At 63.1% G+C, this 18,851-nt stretch carries 26 protein-coding genes; 12 read left to right on the forward strand and 14 right to left on the reverse strand.

The annotated features are described in order from the left end of the window. Positions 1 to 7: 7 nt before the first annotated feature. From ilvB to CHB73_RS00825, 8 genes are all read right to left on the reverse strand, one after another. A complete protein-coding gene (gene ilvB, locus CHB73_RS00790; protein WP_089271085.1) occupies positions 8 to 1,702 on the reverse strand; it encodes a biosynthetic-type acetolactate synthase large subunit in 1,695 nt (564 codons plus the stop codon). Positions 1,703 to 1,706: 4 nt separating this feature from the next. Beyond that, complete coding sequence (locus tag CHB73_RS00795; protein WP_089271087.1) at positions 1,707 to 1,937, reverse strand: DUF465 domain-containing protein; 231 nt, start codon at positions 1,935 to 1,937, stop codon at positions 1,707 to 1,709. Beyond that, positions 1,900 to 2,280, reverse strand: coding sequence for a DUF167 domain-containing protein (locus CHB73_RS00800; protein WP_089271089.1), 381 nt, complete (start codon positions 2,278 to 2,280; stop codon positions 1,900 to 1,902). The genes CHB73_RS00795 and CHB73_RS00800 overlap by 38 nt, the downstream gene beginning before the upstream one ends. A gap of 3 nt (positions 2,281 to 2,283) precedes the next feature. Continuing rightward, the gene (locus CHB73_RS00805; RefSeq protein ID WP_089271091.1) at positions 2,284 to 2,787 is read right to left on the reverse strand and encodes a DivIVA domain-containing protein; all 504 of its coding nucleotides are present in this window, start codon (positions 2,785 to 2,787) and stop codon (positions 2,284 to 2,286) included. A 3-nt stretch (positions 2,788 to 2,790) separates the two neighbouring features. Further along, entirely contained in the window at positions 2,791 to 3,126 is a 336-nt protein-coding gene (locus tag CHB73_RS00810; RefSeq protein ID WP_179216830.1) for a YggT family protein, read from the reverse strand. 89 nt (positions 3,127 to 3,215) lie between these two features. Further along, on the reverse strand, positions 3,216 to 3,896 hold the full coding sequence (locus CHB73_RS00815; protein WP_089271093.1) for an HAD family hydrolase: 681 nt from the start codon (positions 3,894 to 3,896) through the stop codon (positions 3,216 to 3,218). A 9-nt stretch (positions 3,897 to 3,905) separates the two neighbouring features. Then, positions 3,906 to 4,601 (reverse strand): hypothetical protein, encoded by a 696-nt coding sequence (locus CHB73_RS00820; RefSeq protein ID WP_143337281.1) that lies wholly within the window; start codon positions 4,599 to 4,601, stop codon positions 3,906 to 3,908. 195 nt (positions 4,602 to 4,796) lie between these two features. Next, on the reverse strand, positions 4,797 to 5,183 hold the full coding sequence (locus CHB73_RS00825) for a hypothetical protein (RefSeq protein WP_143337282.1): 387 nt from the start codon (positions 5,181 to 5,183) through the stop codon (positions 4,797 to 4,799). A 149-nt stretch (positions 5,184 to 5,332) separates the two neighbouring features. Between CHB73_RS00825 and CHB73_RS00830 the strand changes: the two genes are divergently transcribed. Continuing rightward, positions 5,333 to 5,524, forward strand: a complete 192-nt coding sequence (locus tag CHB73_RS00830) for a twin-arginine translocase TatA/TatE family subunit (RefSeq protein WP_089271099.1) — start codon at positions 5,333 to 5,335, stop codon at positions 5,522 to 5,524. Between the two features lie 12 nt (positions 5,525 to 5,536). On the opposite strand, the gene CHB73_RS00835 is transcribed toward CHB73_RS00830, so the two are convergent. Both CHB73_RS00835 and CHB73_RS00840 read right to left on the reverse strand, forming a co-directional pair. Continuing rightward, a complete protein-coding gene (locus tag CHB73_RS00835) occupies positions 5,537 to 6,124 on the reverse strand; it encodes a CDP-alcohol phosphatidyltransferase family protein (protein WP_235641456.1) in 588 nt (195 codons plus the stop codon). Beyond that, positions 6,121 to 7,071 carry a hypothetical protein gene (locus CHB73_RS00840; RefSeq protein ID WP_143337283.1) on the reverse strand — a complete coding sequence of 317 codons (951 nt, stop codon included), beginning with the start codon at positions 7,069 to 7,071 and terminating at the stop codon, positions 6,121 to 6,123. The genes CHB73_RS00835 and CHB73_RS00840 overlap by 4 nt, the downstream gene beginning before the upstream one ends. A gap of 234 nt (positions 7,072 to 7,305) precedes the next feature. Between CHB73_RS00840 and CHB73_RS00845 the strand changes: the two genes are divergently transcribed. After that, positions 7,306 to 7,797, forward strand: a complete 492-nt coding sequence (locus CHB73_RS00845) for a SixA phosphatase family protein (protein ID WP_089271105.1) — start codon at positions 7,306 to 7,308, stop codon at positions 7,795 to 7,797. Between the two features lie 3 nt (positions 7,798 to 7,800). Here CHB73_RS00845 and CHB73_RS00850 read toward each other — a convergent pair whose 3' ends face one another. Beyond that, entirely contained in the window at positions 7,801 to 9,027 is a 1,227-nt protein-coding gene (locus CHB73_RS00850; protein ID WP_089271107.1) for a M24 family metallopeptidase, read from the reverse strand. 118 nt (positions 9,028 to 9,145) lie between these two features. Between CHB73_RS00850 and CHB73_RS00855 the strand changes: the two genes are divergently transcribed. From CHB73_RS00855 to bioA, 10 genes are all read left to right on the forward strand, one after another. Beyond that, positions 9,146 to 9,574 (forward strand): CoA-binding protein, encoded by a 429-nt coding sequence (locus CHB73_RS00855; RefSeq protein WP_089271109.1) that lies wholly within the window; start codon positions 9,146 to 9,148, stop codon positions 9,572 to 9,574. Next, a complete protein-coding gene (locus CHB73_RS00860; RefSeq protein ID WP_089271112.1) occupies positions 9,567 to 10,049 on the forward strand; it encodes a YkgJ family cysteine cluster protein in 483 nt (160 codons plus the stop codon). Before CHB73_RS00855 ends, CHB73_RS00860 begins: the two co-directional genes overlap by 8 nt. Next, on the forward strand, positions 10,049 to 10,891 hold the full coding sequence (locus tag CHB73_RS00865; protein WP_089271114.1) for a J domain-containing protein: 843 nt from the start codon (positions 10,049 to 10,051) through the stop codon (positions 10,889 to 10,891). The genes CHB73_RS00860 and CHB73_RS00865 overlap by 1 nt, the downstream gene beginning before the upstream one ends. Before the next feature lie 97 nt (positions 10,892 to 10,988). After that, on the forward strand, positions 10,989 to 11,630 hold the full coding sequence (gene hisH / locus CHB73_RS00870) for an imidazole glycerol phosphate synthase subunit HisH (protein WP_089271116.1): 642 nt from the start codon (positions 10,989 to 10,991) through the stop codon (positions 11,628 to 11,630). Then, positions 11,620 to 12,399: an imidazole glycerol phosphate synthase subunit HisF gene (hisF, locus tag CHB73_RS00875; RefSeq protein WP_089271118.1), complete on the forward strand. Its 780-nt coding sequence runs from the start codon at positions 11,620 to 11,622 to the stop codon at positions 12,397 to 12,399. The genes hisH and hisF overlap by 11 nt, the downstream gene beginning before the upstream one ends. A gap of 39 nt (positions 12,400 to 12,438) precedes the next feature. Continuing rightward, positions 12,439 to 13,581 (forward strand): aminotransferase class I/II-fold pyridoxal phosphate-dependent enzyme, encoded by a 1,143-nt coding sequence (locus CHB73_RS00880; protein ID WP_089271120.1) that lies wholly within the window; start codon positions 12,439 to 12,441, stop codon positions 13,579 to 13,581. Then, positions 13,578 to 14,228, forward strand: coding sequence for an alpha/beta fold hydrolase (locus CHB73_RS16655; protein WP_179216831.1), 651 nt, complete (start codon positions 13,578 to 13,580; stop codon positions 14,226 to 14,228). Before CHB73_RS00880 ends, CHB73_RS16655 begins: the two co-directional genes overlap by 4 nt. Next, positions 14,215 to 14,985 (forward strand): methyltransferase domain-containing protein, encoded by a 771-nt coding sequence (locus tag CHB73_RS00885; protein WP_179216832.1) that lies wholly within the window; start codon positions 14,215 to 14,217, stop codon positions 14,983 to 14,985. Before CHB73_RS16655 ends, CHB73_RS00885 begins: the two co-directional genes overlap by 14 nt. Then, positions 14,982 to 15,602 carry a dethiobiotin synthase gene (bioD, locus tag CHB73_RS00890; protein ID WP_089271124.1) on the forward strand — a complete coding sequence of 207 codons (621 nt, stop codon included), beginning with the start codon at positions 14,982 to 14,984 and terminating at the stop codon, positions 15,600 to 15,602. The genes CHB73_RS00885 and bioD overlap by 4 nt, the downstream gene beginning before the upstream one ends. Further along, complete coding sequence (gene bioA / locus CHB73_RS00895) at positions 15,599 to 16,927, forward strand: adenosylmethionine--8-amino-7-oxononanoate transaminase (RefSeq protein ID WP_089271126.1); 1,329 nt, start codon at positions 15,599 to 15,601, stop codon at positions 16,925 to 16,927. Before bioD ends, bioA begins: the two co-directional genes overlap by 4 nt. A gap of 84 nt (positions 16,928 to 17,011) precedes the next feature. Here the strand turns inward: bioA and moaC are convergent, their stop codons facing one another. From moaC to rpoZ, 3 genes are read right to left on the reverse strand one after another with little or no spacing between them, the layout of a single operon-like run. Beyond that, positions 17,012 to 17,491, reverse strand: coding sequence for a cyclic pyranopterin monophosphate synthase MoaC (gene moaC, locus CHB73_RS00900; RefSeq protein WP_089271128.1), 480 nt, complete (start codon positions 17,489 to 17,491; stop codon positions 17,012 to 17,014). Next, positions 17,488 to 18,603, reverse strand: a complete 1,116-nt coding sequence (gene dnaJ / locus CHB73_RS00905) for a molecular chaperone DnaJ (protein ID WP_089271130.1) — start codon at positions 18,601 to 18,603, stop codon at positions 17,488 to 17,490. Before dnaJ ends, moaC begins: the two co-directional genes overlap by 4 nt. Before the next feature lie 11 nt (positions 18,604 to 18,614). Further along, on the reverse strand, positions 18,615 to 18,836 hold the full coding sequence (gene rpoZ, locus CHB73_RS00910) for a DNA-directed RNA polymerase subunit omega (protein ID WP_089271132.1): 222 nt from the start codon (positions 18,834 to 18,836) through the stop codon (positions 18,615 to 18,617). Between the last annotated feature and the right edge of the window lie 15 nt (positions 18,837 to 18,851).

The following is an 18,851-nucleotide window of genomic DNA, read 5'->3' on the forward strand; positions in this document are numbered from 1 at the left end:
GTATCTCCTAGACGAGCAGCATGTCGGTAAGTGAGGCGCCTGCGGGCACCATGGGGTACACGTTCTCCTCCTTCTCGACATGCACATCGACAATGACCGTGCCTGGAGTTTCCAGCGCCAGCCTGAGGACAGGCTCAAGCTCCTCGGGCTTGGTGATGCGGAAGCCCTTCGCCCCGTATGCCTCGGCCAACTTCACGAAGTCGGGCTGGGCCTCCATGCAGGTTTCACAATAGTTGCGCTCGTAGAAAAGCTCCTGCCACTGGCGCACCATACCAAGAAACCCGTTGTTCAGAATGACGATTTTGACTCCCAGCCTGTTGCACACGCTGGTTGCCAATTCCTGAATGTTCATCTGGATGGAGCCGTCCCCGGCGACATCGATGACCATCTTGTCAGGGCAGGCCAGTTGCGCGCCGATGGCGGCCGGGAAACCATAGCCCATGGTGCCCAGTCCGCCAGAGGACAGGAAGGTGTTGGGCTTGTTGAAGGTATAGAACTGCGCGGCCCACATCTGATTCTGGCCGACCTCCGTGCAGATGATGGCGTCCCCGCCTGTGAGTTCGTGCAGCTTTTCCACCACGGACTGGGGCTTGATGGCTCCGTTGCCGGGCTTGTAGGTCAGCGGATGCTCCTTGGCCCACACGCCGACCTTGGTGATCCAGGGCATGTGCCCGCCCTCGAAGTCGTATTCCGCGAGGCTGGGCTCCAGTTCCTCCTTCAGCGCCTCCAGGGCGAGGCGACAATCGGAGACCAGCGGTACGTGGACGCTGACGTTTTTCTGGATGCTCGTGGGGTCGATGTCGATATGCACAAGGGTGGCCTTGGGAGCGAAAGTGCTCACCTTTCCGGTCACGCGGTCATCAAATCGGGCGCCAACGGCAAGGACCAAATCAGCGTTGTTGACGGCCATGTTCGCGGCGTATGTTCCGTGCATTCCCAGCATTCCAAGCCACAGGCGCTTGTCGTCTCCGGGAAAACAGCCCAGCCCCATGAGGGTGGCCGTGACGGGGATGTGCAGATTCTTCGCCAGCCAGGTAAGGGCCTCATGCGCCTTGCTGGAGATGACGCCGCCGCCAGCGTAGATCAGCGGACGCTCGGCATCGCGGATGAGCTGCGCCACCTTGCGAATCTGCCCGGCGTGCGGCTTGTAGGTGGGATTGTAGCTGCGCATCCGCACATCTTCCGGCCAGGCGAACTCGGTGCGGGCCTGCATCACATCCTTGGGCAGGTCCACCAGCACCGGCCCGGGGCGGCCGGATCGGGCAAGATAGAAAGCCTGGCGGATGACATGCGCCAGATCCTTCACGTTTTTCACAAGATAGTTGTGCTTGGTGCAGGGCCGGGTGATGCCCACGATATCCACTTCCTGGAAGGCGTCGTTGCCGATGAGCGGAGTGGGCACCTGCCCGGTAAGAATGACCACAGGGATTGAATCCATGTAGGCCGTGGCGATGCCTGTGACGGTATTGGTAGCGCCTGGGCCGGAGGTGACCAGACAGACGCCGACCCTGCCCGAAGCGCGGGCGTAGCCGTCGGCCGCATGGATCGCCCCCTGCTCATGACGCACAAGGACATGCCTGAAGGAGGCGTTCGGCAACTCGTTGTAGATGTCGATAACGGCTCCGCCCGGGAACCCGAAAACAACCTCCACTCCTTCACGTTTCAGACATTCAAGCAGGATTTGAGCTCCGGTGAGCTCCATAGCGCTAGGCCTCCTGTTGACGATACTTATCCAGCAAGGCTTGCAGTTTCGTCTTTCCGGCAAGCTTCTTCTTCTTCAGCTCCTTGATCTCCTGTTCGACAACGGGGCTTAGGAAAGGCTTGCCTTCTAGCTTGACGATCATCTTTTCATAATCCTGGTGCTGCAACCAAAGGGCGCGCAGTTCGGAATCCTGGGTTTCAAACTTTTCGATAAGGGCGCGATCCTGTGCTTCCATGTGTGGCTCCTTCAGTTGGAGGTTGCCCGCCGGCCTGGTCCGCCCGGACCCGAGGCCAGATCGGCTCTTTCTCAGCACGCACTCGAAGCGTCTTCTTCCGGGACGTCTGTCCGGACGCAAGCGCCACCTGGCTTCGTTTAAGCCCCAACAGGGCCGCCACATACTCCACCAGCGAGGCGTTGGCCTTATTGTCCACTGCGGGCGCGTTCAGGCGAATCTTCAAGCAGTCCTGGTGCATTCCGGCCAGTTCATCGCGCTTTGCTCCCGGCTGCACCCAGACCTGGACCCGCCATTCCCCCTCTCCCGCAGCGCGGACATATTCAGGGGTTGCCGTTCCCGTCAAAGATCACTCCGCTTTCCGCAAATATTTCAACTTCGATTCCAAGGTCTCAAGCCTGTTCTCGGCCGGATCGTCGGATTCGAGGATGCGCAAATGCGTTTCCAGCAGGCCGCGCAGCTGGATATCGAACTGGCTGCGCTGCCGTTTCAAATTTTCAATATCTTCATAGAGTTGAGCAAGCCGGTTGTGGCCCTGCTGCACCATGCCCTCGGCCTTGGCGCGGGCCTCATCCAGGATGAGTTGGGCTTCGCGTTGCGCTCCGCCCTTGATGTCGTCGACCATCTTCTGCGTGCTCATGAGGGTGTCGCGCAGCGTTTCGTCTCTCTGGCGAAACTCCTCAACGCTGGCCTCCATGCGCCTGACCTTCTTGATGAGGTTCTTGCGCTCCTCGGCCACTGCGCCCAACATCTCCGCAACCTCGGCCATGAGCTGGTCGACCTCTTCCGGAGCATAGCCCCAGAGCTTCTTGGAGAACTTGCGGTTCAGCAGGTCAATCTTGGAGATGGTCACATCCTACCCCAACAGCGTGGAGGCGAGAGCCCCCATCATGCGCGCGTTCATGGCCATGTCGATCACAAGCCGGTCAAGCAGGGCCGTAACAATCTGCACGCCAAAAATGACGACTATGGGGGAGAGGTCGAAACCTCCGACCACGACAAAGGGCATCCAACGCCGGATGCGCCAGTAGAGCGGTTCCGTGGCGTTGCGCAGAAAGCGCACGATGGGATTGTACGGATCCGGGTTCACCCATGAAAGCAACGCGGACACGATGACCACCCACATGTAGCCGGTAAGCAGGATGGACACCAACTGCACGAACTTCACCAGAACGATCATCAAATACGACATCAACCCTCCGCAACACAGTGGCGCCGCTATTTGCCGGGCACCCCGCATGTGCCTCCCTTGTGGCACAGCGAAGGCGAAGAATCAAGTCCTTACGGCATGGCCGCGCGCTCCGGCCAGGCCCGCCGCAGCGCGTCGAGCAGGGTGGGAAAGTCGGGAACAAGCAAGGCCGCGTCAAGGTCCGGATTCTTGAAAGACCAGAAGTCCACCCCGGCGTTCTTGGCTGTGTGCTCGTCCACGCTGGAGTCGCCCAGAAAGGCCACATCGGCGGGGCCAAGTCCCCAGGCTTCCAGAATCTGCCGCACCCCGTCCGGGTCCGGCTTTGGCGCGGCGGTGTTGGCCACGGTCATAACCGGATCGAAGTAGCCCCGCAGATCAACGGCCTCGAACACCAGATGCACCGTGTCCATACGATTGGTGTCCACCGCAAGCAGAAAGTCCGACTCCTTGAGCCAGCCCAGCAAGCGGCGGATGCCAGGTTCGCGTGTCAGAAACGGCAGCATGTCGCGGTAGTCGATCTGCGAACGGAAGGCCAAGGCCTCCTCGTAATGCTCGGCTGGCACGATGCGCCTCAGGGAATCGTACACGTTCTGGATGTGCGTGTACTGCTCATCTTCGGGCGTCATGGGCGGCAGGCCGAACCGCGTGCGGTACTTGTTGTAGTACACCACATTGGCCCGAAGCGAATCGATGAGCACGCCGTCGCAGTCGAAAATGAAGCCCTTGTAACGCCGCAAGGCGGAAACATCAGGGGAGAGGTCGAGAACAACCATGTGTGCGCCCTACTCGTCCTTGGCGCCCGGCTTCAAAACGCCAAGGGTCACCATGGAGGCCAGCCACGACTTGTTCGCAGGGACATTCCCAAGCCCCAGGAACCGCCACAGGGGCGCACGGTATACGCGCTGCGCGCCAGAAATGGCTTCCAGAGGCCCCTCGGGGATTCCGGCCTCGGCCAGTTCGTCGGCAATACTGCCCACGTCCGTGCACAGGGCTTCGCCCGGCATAAGCAGGACAAAACTTTCCAACAGCTTGCGCCAGGGCAGGGGCGTATGCTCCGTCTGAGGCAACGTGAGGCCGGACAATTCACGCCCAAGGGCCAACGCGTCCTGGTCGGAGTCCTCGTCAACAACCTCAGGCCCGGCCGCGACACTTTGGCCCAGACGGCTCCAGGCGTTTTTCAGCCGTTCCTCCACGCTACGCAGGTCCAGCATCCTTTCCTCAAGACTCCAGGCCAGCAGCAGCAGCACCTGGGCCTGGCGCAAGGCGGCGCTTTCGGGATCGGCCGCCTCGACACCGCCAACGCCAAGCAGACTGCGCTCCACCTCGGCCTGCACGGCAATGCCGCCTTCAGGCGAAAGCGCTCCGACAGCGCCCGCCAGGCTTTGGGCCAGGGCATCGCCGGGATTGGCCTGCTCCTCGCCGAAGCGCAGCAAATCGGCAAGCAGGGCCCGCGCCGTGCGTGGATCAAACGGCGACAAGGCGGACCGGACCGTCTCGATATCGGGCGAAGTGCCTTCAGAACGTTCCCGGATGGAAGACAAGGCTCCGCGAACCGTGGGCAAGCCAGGATCCAAAAGGCGGAGTCCGGCCGCCAAGTGCGTGCCCATACGGGAAGAAAGCAATTGCGGGTGCATATATGGAAAATACAATGGCATGGGTACTCCAGTGCGGGTTCACGCCTTGGCGCGCAGGCGATAGTTGATGCAATGCCCCGCGCACATGGGCAGGCGCAACAGACAGATATCCACGAACAAGTGACGGCATTCGGGCAGTGCCTCCGCGGTTGTCGGCACGTACTGCGGGCAAACGACGCCTTCACTCACCATGCGCTCGAAACGCGCGCTCCACAACCGCATGAGTTCGGTCTCGTCAAGCCCGAAATTGTCGGCCCGGTTCAAGAAATCATCATACGCGGCCTCCCAGCCGAGTTGGACAACGCAGCGGTAGTCCTGGTTCAGGCCGGGGTTCAGCTGTTCCTCATAAAGGCAACGTCCCTGGTAATAGGAACGGCACCCGAAGGCAGGTAAACGGACAAGAACATTTTTCGCGTGTTCAGACACTTGCGATCCCAGCATCCTGCCATTCCATGGTGCGATCCCCGAACGAGAGAATACGCTGGCGCAATGTGGATTGTAAAGCCGCAGCCCATGCAAGGCATTGACCTGAACCAGGGCGGCAGGTAGACTTCATGCACAATAAGGAGATTCAAATGGGCGGACTTACAGGAATTCTAATCGTCGTCATCGTGGCGCTCATCATAACCGGCAGCCACAAGCTGCCGGACCTGGGGTCCGGTTTGGGACGTGGCATCAAAAACTTCAAGCGGAGCTTGAAAGAGCCGGATGAAATCGACGTGACCCCCCAATCTGCTGAAAAAGATAGGGATAACAAGCCCAAATAGCACCAAGCGCCATTACACTCGCGCCTGACCGTTGTCGTTGTGCGGAAACATGCGCAGACCGACGACCAGATAATACGCCCCGCTCAACGCCGTGAGCACCGCGACTGCACAAACGAGCCATTTGTGTATATCGGGATGAAAACGCATCATGCTATGTTCGACCATCACCAGCAGCACAAGGGATATCTGCACGGTGGTGGCGCATTTGCTGATCCATACCGGCTTGATGCCCCGCTTCACGTCCACGCCGGAATAGTGCAACAGCGCCAGCCCGCCCACGATGAACAGGTCGCGGCTGACCACGAGAATCGCCAGCCATTGCGGAATCCAGTCCTGCACGGCAAGGCAGGTGAAGCTGGTCACAAGCAGGATTTTGTCTGCGAGGGGGTCCAGTATGGCGCCGAAAGTCGACCTCTGCTTGAGCAGCCGGGCAAGGGTTCCGTCCAGGGCGTCCGTGAGCCCGGCAATGGCGAAGAGCACCCAGGCCAGATCAAGCCGCTGGTCCACAAAGGCCATGACAAAGCCCGGAGTGAGCATGATTCGCGTTACCGTGAGCAGGTTCGGAATCGTCCAGTTGTTTTCGCGTAAGGGAGGGGTCACCGCTCCGAACCCCCGGCCTGCTCCAAAAGCGAAAGGCCTCGCTCCTTCAGGGCGGCGTCCAGCCGGTCACCAAATGACTTGGGGTTCGCCACGCGGCAGCTGAACACTGCGGAAACTCCGGCGGCGCCGATCTGCAGTTGATTCAGACAGGGGTCCTGCACGTCTTTGTCCCACCCTGCGAGCACATGCAGAAACTCGACGACTCCGTCCGCGTTGGAAAAGCCGACGATCTCCATCTGCCGCTTCCCTGGACCGTGCAGACGCTCGTCAACGGAAAAATACCGCCCCCAGACGTCGAGCCACAGGGCGGGCAGGCTGGAAGAATCCGCCGCGATCATCACCTGACCCTGGCGCAAGACCGCCTTGTAGTACCCCTGGGGCACACGCTCCACCGTGACTTCCGGCAGTTGAACGCCCTGACGCGGCTCGTCGAGCCCAAGGAGCACGTCCTGCTCCCGCATCAGATTGGCGTCCTGTTGGGAAACTCCGGCGCCGCGGTGCAGGGTACAGCCGCCGGGGTGCCGCTCACCGGACAAGAACCCCAGGCGCAGCACGGTCTGTCGCAAGGCGTGGCGGTTGGTCTCCACATCCAGCTCAAGTTCCACAGCAGGACCTGCCACAGGGGCCGAAACGGATGCGGACGCAGGCTGTGGAGCCGATGAAGCGTGGGCTTCAAGCTGCGGCTGTGCAACTTCCTGATAGGTTTGCACGAACTGAAAAGAAATGGGGGTTAGGTACGCGCGCAGGGCGTCCAGACGCTTTTCAGGCGGGGCATGGGACAGAAGCCGCAGTGCGTCAGCCAGCACGGCCTCGGCCACCCCGCGTTCCAAGGCTTGCTGCCGTCCCTGGGAAAGCGGCAAGCCGACATCGGAAGCGGCGCGGACGCGCACCCGTTCGGCCTGGACGGCCTGGGGCCACGCGATGAGCACAAGCAGCAGCGACGCCAAGCCAAGTCGAAGAACAGGCAGGACCGACCGGACGACGGACGAAACGGCCCTCCCGCTTGCGGCCCAAGCCGCGCATGGCGTCTTCAAAGCGGTCATGATTGGCATCCATACACCACAACAGCCACATGCACAACGCCGCCAATGCGGGAGAATTCCATGCCCCCCTGCCGACTTGCCGCGCGCGCCGCTATGGGCTACTGCTTCGGAAATGCCATATACCCCCGGAGACCAACCATGAACCTGTACCTTATGCAGCACGGCCCCTGTCTCCCGCAGGAAGTGAAGGCCAACCAGCCCCTCACGCCGGTTGGGCAGGACCAGATGATCAGCGCTGCAAGGGCCATGCGCATCATGGGGCTGTGGTTCGACGCACTCCTCGCAAGCCCATTCCACCCCGCCATGCAGGCGGCCTCGATCATTGCCGAAGGCATGGGCTATGCTCCGTCCAGCGTCACCAGCTTCGCAGCGCTGCGCGGGGACACGCCTCTCAAACACTGCCTGGAGCATCTGCGCGAATGCGAACGCCATCAATCCGTGCTGCTCTGCGGAGAAATGCCGCTGCTGGGCGCACTCGCCTCGCATCTGCTCACATCCGGTCCGAAGCTCTCACTCGCTCTCGAAGGCGGTTCGCTGCTCGCCATCTCGCAGCCCAGGCTGGACGGCCGCAACGGCACGTTGCGCTGGCTGCTCCAGCCGGGGCAGATGCAGATGATCGCCGCAGGATGACGACTAGTCCTGCACGCAGAGCAGTTCGTATTCCTGCCCGGTGATGCACGCCCCGCCCGAGTCCGTCACCTCGTAAGTGTTCTCGACCCCGACCATGCCCAAACCGCCTATGGCCTGCTTGGGCTCCAGAGCGAAAACCATGCCCTTCTCCACCGGTCGGTCGAACCCTTTGGCTATGGCAGGCCAGCCGTCAATGGCCAAGCCGATCCCATGTCCGAGAAAGGGCACCTTGTTGGACCCAAGCCCCATGAACCCCTCGGCGAAGCCCGCTGTTTCTGCCCAGTGCAGGCAATGCGCCCAGATGTCGCTCACGCGGGCTCCGGGCTTGAGCTGTTCCGCCGCCCAGGCCTGCACCTCCACACAAAAATCGTGCGCCGCCTGCACCTGCGCTGGAACGGTGGAGCTATGCCCGCCCCAGTAGAGCTGTGTCTTGTCCGTGTGGTACCCCTCAAGCTGAAAGCCGATGTCCAGGGCCAGCGGCTCGCCAGCCTTCCAAAGCTTGCCCGCATAACCCATGAGCGGCACGGCCGGATGCTCGCCGCGAACGCCAAGCGGCCCGTTGAAACTGCTGGGGTAGATGCCGGAATCCCCGGCGGAGACATGGCCCAGGAAGCACTCCTCGCCAAAAGCGCTCATGCGCAGAATCCCTTGATGACCAAGCTCGAAAAAGACGGCCCAGGCGGTATGGGCGATCTCCCGTTCGCTCATGCCGGGCCGGATAAGCTGCGGCAAGACATCATGCAGGGCCATGTGGTGGCGCTCGCCGCAGGAGCGCAAAATGCGCAGTTCCCACTCGCTCTTGAGCGACTGCGCCACGGCCAGCACCTGGTCGCCGGAAACGAAGCGGTGCGCTCCAAGGCGTGAGCGCAGCATGTCGCCAAGTTGCCAGGACAATCCGCCCATGTCCACGGCGATGGTCGCGCTCAAGGGCGCCCCGGCTTCTGCGGCCAGCACGGCCAAGTCCTTGTAGGAACGGTATGTGGCCAGCGGGATTGTCGGGGCCTCGAGGGCGGCGCGGCCCTCGCCCTTGCGCAGCATGAGCAGCGGCTGTCCCTCCCTGGGCAGCCACAGGCAGCCTGTCCCAAGTGTTCCTGTCAAATAGTAGATCGCAGGCCGCGCGAAAACGAGCAGCCCGCCAGCGTCCGGGACGAACTCGTCCAACAGCTTCCGGCAACGCTCGTGGCGCAGGGTCAGTTCCTCGGCAGGGATGGTGGCGAGCGCTTCGAACATGTGCATCTCCGTGCCCGGCAGGGCGGGTCTAGGCAATTGCGGCGTATTGCGCTACAAGATCCTGCGCCGCAGCGGGCGGACGGTCCGCAGTTTCATGCGGCGCGGCACAAGGACAGGCATGATATACAACGACAAAGAGCTAGCCTCGCTGATCGGCCAGGTCAAGACCATCGCCGTGGTGGGCGCCAAGGACAAGCCCGGCCAACCCGTAGACATGGTCGGACGCGCCCTCATCGAAGCCGGATTCCAGGTGATCCCGGTACACCCCAAACGGTCCACGGTGTGGGGTCTGCCCGCATACCCAAGCCTGGCCGATGTCCCGTGTTCTCTCGATCTGATCGACCTGTTCCGCGCCCCGCAATACTGTCCGGAGCACGCCCGAGAAACCATGGCCCTGGCGAGCCGCCCCCGCTGCTTCTGGATGCAGACGGGCATCGCAAGTCCCGAAGCAAGGGAGATCCTCAAGGGGTCTGGCGTGTTCGTCGTTGAGGACCGCTGCCTCATGGTGGAACACAAACGGCTCTTGGGCGGCGGCCGCAATGGCTGATGCAGCGTTCACCTGCCAACGCTGCGGGCATTGCTGCCAGGGCGAGGGAGGCATTGTGCTCACCGCCAAGGACAGATCTCGCCTGGCAACGCACCTTGGCCTTGCCGAAGCCGAAATGCTGGAGCGCTATGCCGAGCGCGCCGGGGCCAAGCTGCGCCTGCGCACGGGGGAAGATGGCTACTGCGTGTTCTTCGTCCACGGAACCGGCTGCGGCGTGCATCCCGGCCGACCGGACATCTGCCGCGCCTGGCCGTATTTCCGGGGCAACCTCGTGGACGAGGCCAGTTGGGAAATGATCCAGACCGACTGCCCCGGTGTGCGCAAGGAGGCGGGACACGCGGCCTTTGTCCGAGAAGGGGTGTCCTATCTGCTTGAAAACGGGCTCATCCATGCCCCCGGTCCGGATGTGCCACACGCCCTTGTCATCGGCCGCGATTTTGACCTTTCACACCCGGACACGACCGAAGAGGGCTGATGGACGTACGGGACTGCCAACGCATCCTGCAAGTGTCGCCTGGAGCGACCCTTGACGAGGTCAAAGCGGCCTTCCGGAGGCTGGCCTTCAAGCTCCATCCAGACTTGAACCCCTTCCCCAAGGCCGCCGAACAATTCCGGGAACTGAACGAGGCCTACGTCCTGCTTTCCCACGCACTGAAGGACGAACCAAGACGGGAGGCGCGGGGCAGGCCCAAGCCGGGGCCTGAAGCGTCGGCCGGAACGGCAGAAAAAGTGCGCAAGGCCCGCGCCGAAAAGGCCTACGCCAAAGGCTCGTCCCAGGCCAGATCCGCAAGCGCGTCCTCAGGGCGGGCGACCGGACGCGTCTTCCAATTCCGAGAAGAAGAAGTCCTGCGCGACCTGCTGACAGACCCCTTTGCCCGGCAGGTGTTCGAGGACATCTACAGCCAGCTCAAGCAGGGGCGCCCAGAAGCCGCCAGGCCCCAAGCCCAGACGCCGCCGCCTGTCTGGCGGCCAACGCCGACGCCCCAGGCGCAACCGCAAACCAAGCGCCGCAAGCTCGAACTCACCTGGGGCGACAAGACCCTCGGCCTGGATCTGAGCAAGGGCATCGTGGGCGGAGTCAAATCCTGGCTCAGAGGGCAGTTGGACGACGAGCAGACCGTCTTCTATCCCGCCTTTGCCGTGGGCCCGGGCAAGGTGCTGCGCCTGACGGTCAGTTCGCGGTTCGGCGAAAGCCGCACCGTGGAGGTCACCCTGCCCCCGGATTTTGTGGTGGGCCGCCCGGTTCGTCTCAAGGGATTGGGCCGCAAGCTCGGTCCTTTTACGGGCGACCTGTACTTGCGGGTCCTTGCGAAATAGGAGCGGTGCGCGCCCTTGTGTTCCGCGCCGAAATTGACTAGTCGGCTGGTGAACGTACGCGTCTCCGACGCGCCACAGCTGCATCAAGGAGCTCGGAATGCTCGCCATTCTTGACTATAAGGCCGGGAACCAGACCAGCGTGCGCCGCGCCCTCGACCACCTCGGCATCGAAAACATCATCACAAACGATCCCGATGTGCTGTCAAAGGCCGACGGCATCATCTTTCCAGGCGTCGGCGCAGCCGGGCAGGCCATGGACGAGTTGACCTCCGAGGGGCTCGACGAAGTCCTGAAGAGCCTCATCTGGCAAGAAAAGCCCCTGCTCGGCATCTGCGTCGGCTGTCAGATCCTGCTGGACTACTGCGAGGAGAACAACACCCGCACGCTCTCCATCATTCCCGGCGAATGCAGGCTCTTCAACCCGGCCTGGACCGAGCCGGACGGAACTCCCATCCGCGTGCCGCACATGGGCTGGAACCGCGTGGCCCTGAAAAAGGACTGTCCGCTCTTCAAGGGAATTCCCGACGAAGCCGAATTCTACTTCGTGCACAGCTACCATCCTGCGCCCAAGCCCGACTTCATCATCGCCGAGACCAACTACGGCGAGGACTTCTGCTCCGTGCACGGCCGCCCCGGACTCTGGGCCGTGCAGTTCCATCCGGAAAAGAGCGGCGCTCCAGGCCTGAAACTGCTCAGCAATTTTCATGAGTACTGCCTGGAGGCCAAGAATGCTCAGTAAGCGCATCATCCCCTGTCTCGACGTGCGCGATGGCAAGCTCACCAAAGGCGTAAAGTTCAAGGACAACGTGGACATCGGCGATCCGGTGGAGACCGCGCGCCACTACTATGAGCAAGGCGCCGACGAGATCGTCTTCTATGACATCACCGCATCGTCGGAAGGCCGCGGCATTTTTCTGGACGTGGTGGAGCGCGTGGCCAGCCAGATTTTCATTCCGTTTTCCGTGGGCGGCGGCATCAACAGCGTAGCCGACATGCGCGCCGTGCTTGTGGCCGGGGCCGAAAAGGTCTCCGTGAACTCCGGCGCGGTCAAGAATCCGGACATTATCAGCGAAGGCGCGGCCGCCTTCGGCTCCCAATGCGTCGTGCTTGGCATGGACGTGAAGCGCGTTGACAAAAGTGAACGCATCCCTTCGGGCTTCGAGGTCGTCATCCACGGCGGCCGCAAATTCACCGGCATGGACGCCCTGGAATGGGCCAAAACCGGCGAAGCCCTTGGCGCCGGAGAAATCTGCCTGAACTCCATCGACGCCGATGGCACCAAGGACGGCTACGATCTCGACCTGACGCGCCTGGTGAGCAAGAGCGTGCGCATCCCCGTGATCGCCTCCGGCGGAGCGGGCAATCCGCAGCACATGGCCGACGCCTTCACCACGGGCAAGGCCAGCGCGGCGCTCATCGCCTCCATCGTGCACTACGGACAATACACCATCCGCCAGATCAAGGAGCATATCGCAAACCAGGGCGTGCAGATGCGCATGGTCTGGTAGGCTTTTTAATAACCACGGCGGCCAAACGCCGCACACGCCATGAATGATCTTCTTCGCCACTATGCCGAAGCCCTGGAAGCCTTGGACGCCCAGGGCCTGCTGCGCAGACTCCCCCCTTCCCCGCTGGGCGGAGCGGTCGATTTCTCAAGCAATGACTATCTTGGCCTTGCCCGCAGGCCCAAACTTGTAGAAGCCGCGGCAGAGGCTGGACGGCTTTACGGCGTGGGTGCTACGGGGTCGCGCCTGCTCTCCGGCAACACGCCGCTTCATGAGGCTTTCGAGGCCCGCATCGCCACGGACAAAGGCTCCGAGGCAGCGCTGGTGTTCGCCTCCGGATACCAGACCAACGCGGCCTGCATCGCAGCCCTGCTCGACAAGACCGTGCTCGGCGCGGAGCCGCTCGTTTTCGCCGACAGGCTGAACCACGCCAGCATGCATCTGGGCTGCGCCCTGGCCGGGGCCAGGCAGTTGCGCTACCGCCACCTGGACCTGGAGCATCTTAAAGTCCTGCTTGAGCAATACGAGGATTCCCCGCTTCCACGCGTCATTCTTACGGAGTCAGTGTTCGGCATGGACGGCGATCAGGCCGATGTGGCGGCCCTGCAATCCCTTGCCGTGCGCCATGGCGCGCTTTTGTATGTGGACGAAGCCCACGCCACAGGTGTTTTCGGCCCGCGCGGCTATGGCCTGTGCGAGGCCGTAGGCCTTGCCCCGTCCACTGTGGTCATGGGCACCCTGAGCAAGGCTCTTGGCGTCAGCGGCGGCTACATCGCCTGCTCGCGCCTCGTGCGCGACTACCTCGTCAACAAGGCTGGCGGCTTTGTCTTTTCCACCGCGCCCTCCCCGCTTGTGCTGGGCGCGGCCCTCAAGGCCTGGGAAATGCTGCCGCACATGGGCGCGGAGCGCACCGCCCTGCTTGACCGCGCACAGTCCCTTCGCGTCGCCCTGCGCGGCATGGGGCTCGACCATGGTGCATCCACCACGCACATCGTTCCCGTGATCCTGGGATCCCCGGAACGCACCATGGCCGCCAAGCAAACCCTCGCGAACCACGGCATCCTGGTCTCCGCCGTACGGCCGCCAACCGTGCCCCAAGGCTCCTCCAGGCTTCGCCTGGGGCTATCGGCCGCCCACACCGACCAGGACATGGCGCGGCTTCTGGCGGAGCTGGCCCGCGTATGACCGGGCTGGTTTTCCTGCATGGTTGGGGGTTCGGGCCTGAAGCCTGGAGCCCCTGGGCGGATGCATTCCCCGAACGGCCTGTGGCGCTGCTCGACGCGGGCTACTACGGTCCGGAACGCTACGCCCTTCCCCCGTGTCCTGATGGGTGGATCGGCATCGGCCATTCCCTGGGCTTCGCGCGCTTGCTGGCGATGGACATCCCCTGGCGCGGCCTTTTGGGGTTTGGCGGGTTCCTGCGCTTTTGCGCGCCGGAACCGACATGCTGCGGCGTGCCCCACACCACTGTCGACGCCATGATCGACCGTCTGGAGGGCGACCCGACGGATGTGCTTCGCCGCTTCTTGCGCCGTTGCGGCATGAACGGCATGTCCCCCAGGCAGCCTACGGCAGAAGGACTGTCACGGCTGCGCCGCGACCTGCTGTTCCTGCGAGGCCCAGGCCTTTCCGCCCCGGCCGGACCGCCGCCCACACTGCTGATCCATGCTGCGGACGACCGCATCGTGCCGCTTTCGCTGGCCGAGGAAACCTGCGCCGCGCTCAAGGGCGCGCGTCTTGCGACACTTGAGCGCGGCGGACACGCGCTGCCCTTTCTGCACATGGGGCCATGCCTTTCCATGTGCCGGGAGTTCCTCCATGGCCTTCCATGACCCGACCCTGTCCCGCAGCGCGCAAATCGCCCGCAGCTTCGGGGCCCGCGCGGCGCAGTACGATGAACACGCCCTGCTGCAGCGCCAGACCGCACAGACACTTGCCGACTTCATCGCTCGCAACGGTGGATTGCCTGGCCTGGGGCTGGTGGCCGAGGTCGGCTGCGGCACAGGGCTCTTGTCAATTCTGCTGGCGCGGGAAGCCCAACGGTACCTCGCCACGGACATCGCCCCGGAAATGCTTGCGCGCTGCACACGCCGCCTCGGCGATCTGGACCATGTGGCGTTCGCCGTCATGGATGGGGGAACCCCGGTTTTTCCCGAATCACCAGCCGCCATCGTCAGCAACCTCGCGGCCCAATGGTTCGAGGATCCGGTGGGCGGGCTGACGCGGTTGGCCCTTTGCGCTCCATGCCTGTTTTTTGCGGTCCCGCTGGCGGGCAGCTTCCCTGAATGGCGCGAGGCCTTCCAGGACATCGGCCGCCAGCCAGGGCTGCTCCCCATGCCGAAGAGCGGGGATATACTGCGCGCGCTCACCACGCTTCCCGGTCGCCGCACGCGTTTCGCCACAGAATCCCACTGCCTGCGCTATCCAAACGCCCGCGCCTTTGCGGACAGTTTCCGCAACATCGGCGCGGACAAACCACGGGACGGCTATCGCCCCGCGCCCATCAAGCCCGTGTTCGAGCGCTTTGCCCAGGGCATGGAGTCCACAGCCTTTGTCCTCTACGGCATGGTGAAACAGGAGGGCGCATGAAGATCTTCGTTACCGGAACGGACACAGACGCGGGAAAGACCGTGGCTTGCGCATGGCTGTGCCTGCACTCCGGAGCGGACTACTGGAAGCCCATCCAGTCCGGCTACCCGCCCGACCGCGATGCGGATACGGTCTCCAGGCTTTCCGGCGCCGCCGTCCATCCTGAACGGCACATGCTTCGCGCCCCGCTTTCTCCCCTGCACGCTGGGAGGCTGGAAAACCTGTGCATAGATATTGACGACTTCAGGACGCCTTCCACCACGCGTCCGCTGGTCATCGAGGGAGCAGGCGGAGTGCTTGTGCCCGTCAACGAACGCGCCACCATGCTCGACCTCATCACGCGCCTTGGCGCGCCAGTCATTGTGGCCGCGCGCAGCGGCCTGGGCACAATCAACCACACCTGCCTAACCCTTATGGCCCTGCGGGCGCACAACATCCCGGTGTTCGGCGTCGTGCTCAGCGGACCGCTCCATGCCGAGAACCGCGAGGCCATAGAACATTTCGGAAACGTCAAGGTCGTTGCGGAGATCCCGCCCCTGGACCCGCTCTCCAGGGATTCCCTCGCACGCGTGGCCCCCCTGCCAGGAGCCCTGGACTGGATACGGTGGAAATCATGAAACCCGGAAACATCGTCGACATCGACAGGCAATGCGTCTGGCACCCCTTCACCCAGGAGCGCACGGCCCCCCCGCCGCTGCCTGTGGCAAGCGCCCGAGGAGCAAGCCTTTTCCTGGATGACGGACGTGAGCTGCTGGACATGGCCTGCTCCTGGTGGGTCAACGTGCATGGGCACAGCCACCCCAAGATCGCCGCGGCAATCGCCCGCCAGGCCGCCACACTGGAACACGTGATCTTCGCCGGCTTCACCCATGGGCCCGCAGTGCGCTTGGCCCAGGGAATCGTGGACGCCCTGCCCGCTCCCCTTGAGCGCGTGTTCTACTCGGACAACGGGTCCACGGCCGTGGAAGTGGCGCTGAAAATGGCTTGGCAGTTCTGGCGCAACCAGGGACGCACTGACCGGAGATTTTTCCTCGCCTTCCAGGGCGGTTATCACGGCGACACCTTCGGCGCCATGAGCGTGGGCCGCACCTCGGGATACTACGTTCCGTTCGAGGATCTTATGTGCGAGGTGCGGCATGTGCCTTTCGCCGCCACATGGATCGGGGACGAAGCCTGCGCGGAACGCGAGGCCGCGGCGCTTGAGGAATTGGACGCGTTGCTTGCGGCGTGTGGGGACCAGTGCGCGGCGTTTCTGGCTGAGCCCCTGGTGCAGGGAGCCAGCGGCATGAACATGTGCCGTCCGGAGTTTCTGCGCGCCGTTGTGGAACGGATGCAGGCACACGCGATCCCGGTCATTCTGGACGAGGTGATGACGGGCTTTGGCCGCACAGGCACCATGTTCGCCCTGGAACAGGCGGGCGTGGTTCCCGACCTCGTGTGCCTGTCCAAGGGGATCAGCGGCGGATTCCTGCCTCTTGCCGCAACAGTGGCCAGTCGCCGCATCTACGAATCCTTTCTTGGGGAGGACTTCCACACAGCCTTTGCACACGGGCATTCGTTCACGGCAAATCCCCTTGGCTGCGCCGCAGGCGTGGCCTCCTTGGCGCTGTTCAAGGAGGAAGACACCCTCCGGCGCATAGCCGACATAACGCACGCGCACCGTGTCTGGCTGGCGGATATCGCAACCCTGCCGGGCGTCACCCGGCCTCGCGCGCTGGGGTCCATCGCCGCTGTCACCCTTGGCGACGGCGCCAGCGACTATCATGCCGGCGTAGGCGCGGCGGTCAAGGCAAAATGCTTTGAACGGGGACTGCTCATCCGCCCCATGGGCAATGTGGTGTACCTCATGCCTCCGGCTTGCGTGACCAGAGAGGAACTGCTGCGGGCTCAGGAAGGTCTGACGCGGGTACTCAAAGAAACCGCCACGCTGTATGCGTCCTGAACGCTATGTGGTAAATCGACGAAAACGCCCGCCCCGGCTTTTGCCGAGGCGGGCGTTTTCGTCATACGGAAAAGACGCTCAAACTCAATCAGCCTGGAACAGCCCGCTCTTGCCGCCGCTCTTGTACACCAAACGACAGTCTGTGATGCGAATGTCCTTCTGCACGGCCTTGCACATGTCATAGATGGTGGCCGCCGCCACCTGTGCGGCGAGCAGGGCCTCCATCTCGACGCCGGTCTTGGCGCTGGTGCGGGCCTCGGCCTCAATGCGCACGATGTTGGCGGCTTCATCCAGCTCGAACGACACATCCGCAAAATCCAACGGCAGCGGGTGGCACAAGGGGATGAGCTCGGCCGTGCGCTTCGCGGCCAGAATACCGGCCACCCGGGCCGTTCCCAGCACCTCGCCCTTGGGAAGCGCCTTGTCGACGAGCAGCCGCATGGTCCGCTCGTTCAGAACCACCTCGGCACGGACGCGGGCGATGCGCACGCTCTCGCTCTTGCCGCTGACATCGACCATGCGGGCACGCCCGGTGTCGTCTATGTGCGAGAACTCCTGGCTCATGACTCCCCCATCACTTTTTCTTTGGCTTTCTTGAAAAAGCTCTTGGCCTTCTTGAGAGGCTTGTCCTCCTCAAGGCGGGCGAACTCCCGAAGGAGTTCCTCCTGCTTCGCGGTAAGGCCGGTGGGCGTCTCCACCTTGACCTCTATGAGAAGATCCCCCTTGCGCCCCCCACCGGGATGGGGCAGCCCAAGGCCGCGCAATTGAAACACCTCACCGCTCTGGGTGCCCTTGGGAATGTCCACGGTCACGGGGTCGTCCAGGGTCGGAATCTCGATCTTGTCGCCCAGTGCGGCCTGGACCATACCGATGCTGCGGCGCAAGATGAGGTTCTGGTCCTGGCGGTCAAAGGTCTTGTCCGGCTCGACGGTGATGACGACATACAGGTCGCCGTGGGGGCCGCCGTTGACACCCGGTTCTCCCTCGCCCCGCAAGCGGAGCCTGGAACCATCGTCCACGCCTGCGGGGATGCGGACCTTGAGTTCGCGGGTCTGGCTGGTAATGCCCGCACCGTGGCACGCGGAGCAGTATTTGGTGATGATCTTGCCCCGGCCGTGACAGCTGGGGCAGGTGACGGAGATACGGAAGAACCCCTGGGCCTGCTGCACGGTTCCCGTGCCACGGCATTGGCGGCAGTCGGTAAGTTCCGAGCCGGGTTCCGCGCCGGTTCCCTTGCAGGCCGAACACGGAACGTTCTGGGGAATTTTAAGGGTGACCTCGTCTCCCTTGGCCGCTTGGCGGAAACTGATGTTCAGGTTGTACCGCAGATCCATTCCGGCTTGCGGACGACGCCCGGCCCGACCGGCCCCGGCGAAACCGAACACCTCTCCGAAAATGTCGCTGAAGGCGCCGAAGATGTCTTCCGACGAGGCGAACCCAGACCCGCCGCCGTTCAGCCCATCGTGGCCAAAGGCGTCATAGCGGCGGCGCTTTTCGGCGTCACGCAGCACGTCATACGCCTCGGCCGCCTCCTTGAACCGCTGCTCCGCCTCGGGATTGTCCGGGTTGCGGTCAGGGTGGTGCTCAAGGGCCAGCTTTCGGTATGCCCGCTTGATCTCATCCTCGGAGGCGCTTCGCTGGACGCCGAGGACCTCGTAAAAATCACGCTTGGACATGGGAGTGGAGCTTATGCTTCAGGCGCCGAGATGCCGGCCTCTGGGATGGCGTCGCCCGGCAGAACCTTGGCCTCGGCGATTTCGCGCAGGGCGGTGACCGCTTCCTTGTTGCGCGACTCGATGAGCGGGCTGTAGCCCTCGCGGTACTGTTTGACGCGCTTGATGGCCATCTGCACGATGAGAAAACGGTTGGGAACCTTTTCGAGGCAATCTTCGACTGTGATTCTCGCCATGAAGCACTCCTTGCG

The sequence above is a fragment of the Humidesulfovibrio mexicanus genome (assembly GCF_900188225.1).
GTDB lineage: Bacteria > Desulfobacterota > Desulfovibrionia > Desulfovibrionales > Desulfovibrionaceae > Humidesulfovibrio > Humidesulfovibrio mexicanus.

Bases quoted from the DNA above. Each gene is read 5' to 3' on its own strand.
- ilvB (WP_089271085.1), bottom strand. From the start codon at position 1,702: ATGGAGCTCACCGGAGCTCAAATCCTGCTTGAATGTCTGAAACGTGAA.
- CHB73_RS00795 (WP_089271087.1), bottom strand. From the start codon at position 1,937: ATGGAAGCACAGGATCGCGCCCTTATCGAAAAGTTTGAAACCCAGGAT.
- CHB73_RS00810 (WP_179216830.1), bottom strand. From the start codon at position 3,126: ATGTCGTATTTGATGATCGTTCTGGTGAAGTTCGTGCAGTTGGTGTCC.
- CHB73_RS00815 (WP_089271093.1), bottom strand. From the start codon at position 3,896: ATGGTTGTTCTCGACCTCTCCCCTGATGTTTCCGCCTTGCGGCGTTAC.
- CHB73_RS00830 (WP_089271099.1), top strand. From the start codon at position 5,333: ATGGGCGGACTTACAGGAATTCTAATCGTCGTCATCGTGGCGCTCATC.
- CHB73_RS00845 (WP_089271105.1), top strand. From the start codon at position 7,306: ATGAACCTGTACCTTATGCAGCACGGCCCCTGTCTCCCGCAGGAAGTG.
- CHB73_RS00850 (WP_089271107.1), bottom strand. From the start codon at position 9,027: ATGTTCGAAGCGCTCGCCACCATCCCTGCCGAGGAACTGACCCTGCGC.
- CHB73_RS00855 (WP_089271109.1), top strand. From the start codon at position 9,146: ATGATATACAACGACAAAGAGCTAGCCTCGCTGATCGGCCAGGTCAAG.
- CHB73_RS00860 (WP_089271112.1), top strand. From the start codon at position 9,567: ATGGCTGATGCAGCGTTCACCTGCCAACGCTGCGGGCATTGCTGCCAG.
- CHB73_RS00865 (WP_089271114.1), top strand. From the start codon at position 10,049: ATGGACGTACGGGACTGCCAACGCATCCTGCAAGTGTCGCCTGGAGCG.
- hisH (WP_089271116.1), top strand. From the start codon at position 10,989: ATGCTCGCCATTCTTGACTATAAGGCCGGGAACCAGACCAGCGTGCGC.
- hisF (WP_089271118.1), top strand. From the start codon at position 11,620: ATGCTCAGTAAGCGCATCATCCCCTGTCTCGACGTGCGCGATGGCAAG.
- CHB73_RS00880 (WP_089271120.1), top strand. From the start codon at position 12,439: ATGAATGATCTTCTTCGCCACTATGCCGAAGCCCTGGAAGCCTTGGAC.
- CHB73_RS16655 (WP_179216831.1), top strand. From the start codon at position 13,578: ATGACCGGGCTGGTTTTCCTGCATGGTTGGGGGTTCGGGCCTGAAGCC.
- CHB73_RS00885 (WP_179216832.1), top strand. From the start codon at position 14,215: ATGGCCTTCCATGACCCGACCCTGTCCCGCAGCGCGCAAATCGCCCGC.
- bioD (WP_089271124.1), top strand. From the start codon at position 14,982: ATGAAGATCTTCGTTACCGGAACGGACACAGACGCGGGAAAGACCGTG.
- bioA (WP_089271126.1), top strand. From the start codon at position 15,599: ATGAAACCCGGAAACATCGTCGACATCGACAGGCAATGCGTCTGGCAC.
- moaC (WP_089271128.1), bottom strand. From the start codon at position 17,491: ATGAGCCAGGAGTTCTCGCACATAGACGACACCGGGCGTGCCCGCATG.
- dnaJ (WP_089271130.1), bottom strand. From the start codon at position 18,603: ATGTCCAAGCGTGATTTTTACGAGGTCCTCGGCGTCCAGCGAAGCGCC.
- rpoZ (WP_089271132.1), bottom strand. From the start codon at position 18,836: ATGGCGAGAATCACAGTCGAAGATTGCCTCGAAAAGGTTCCCAACCGT.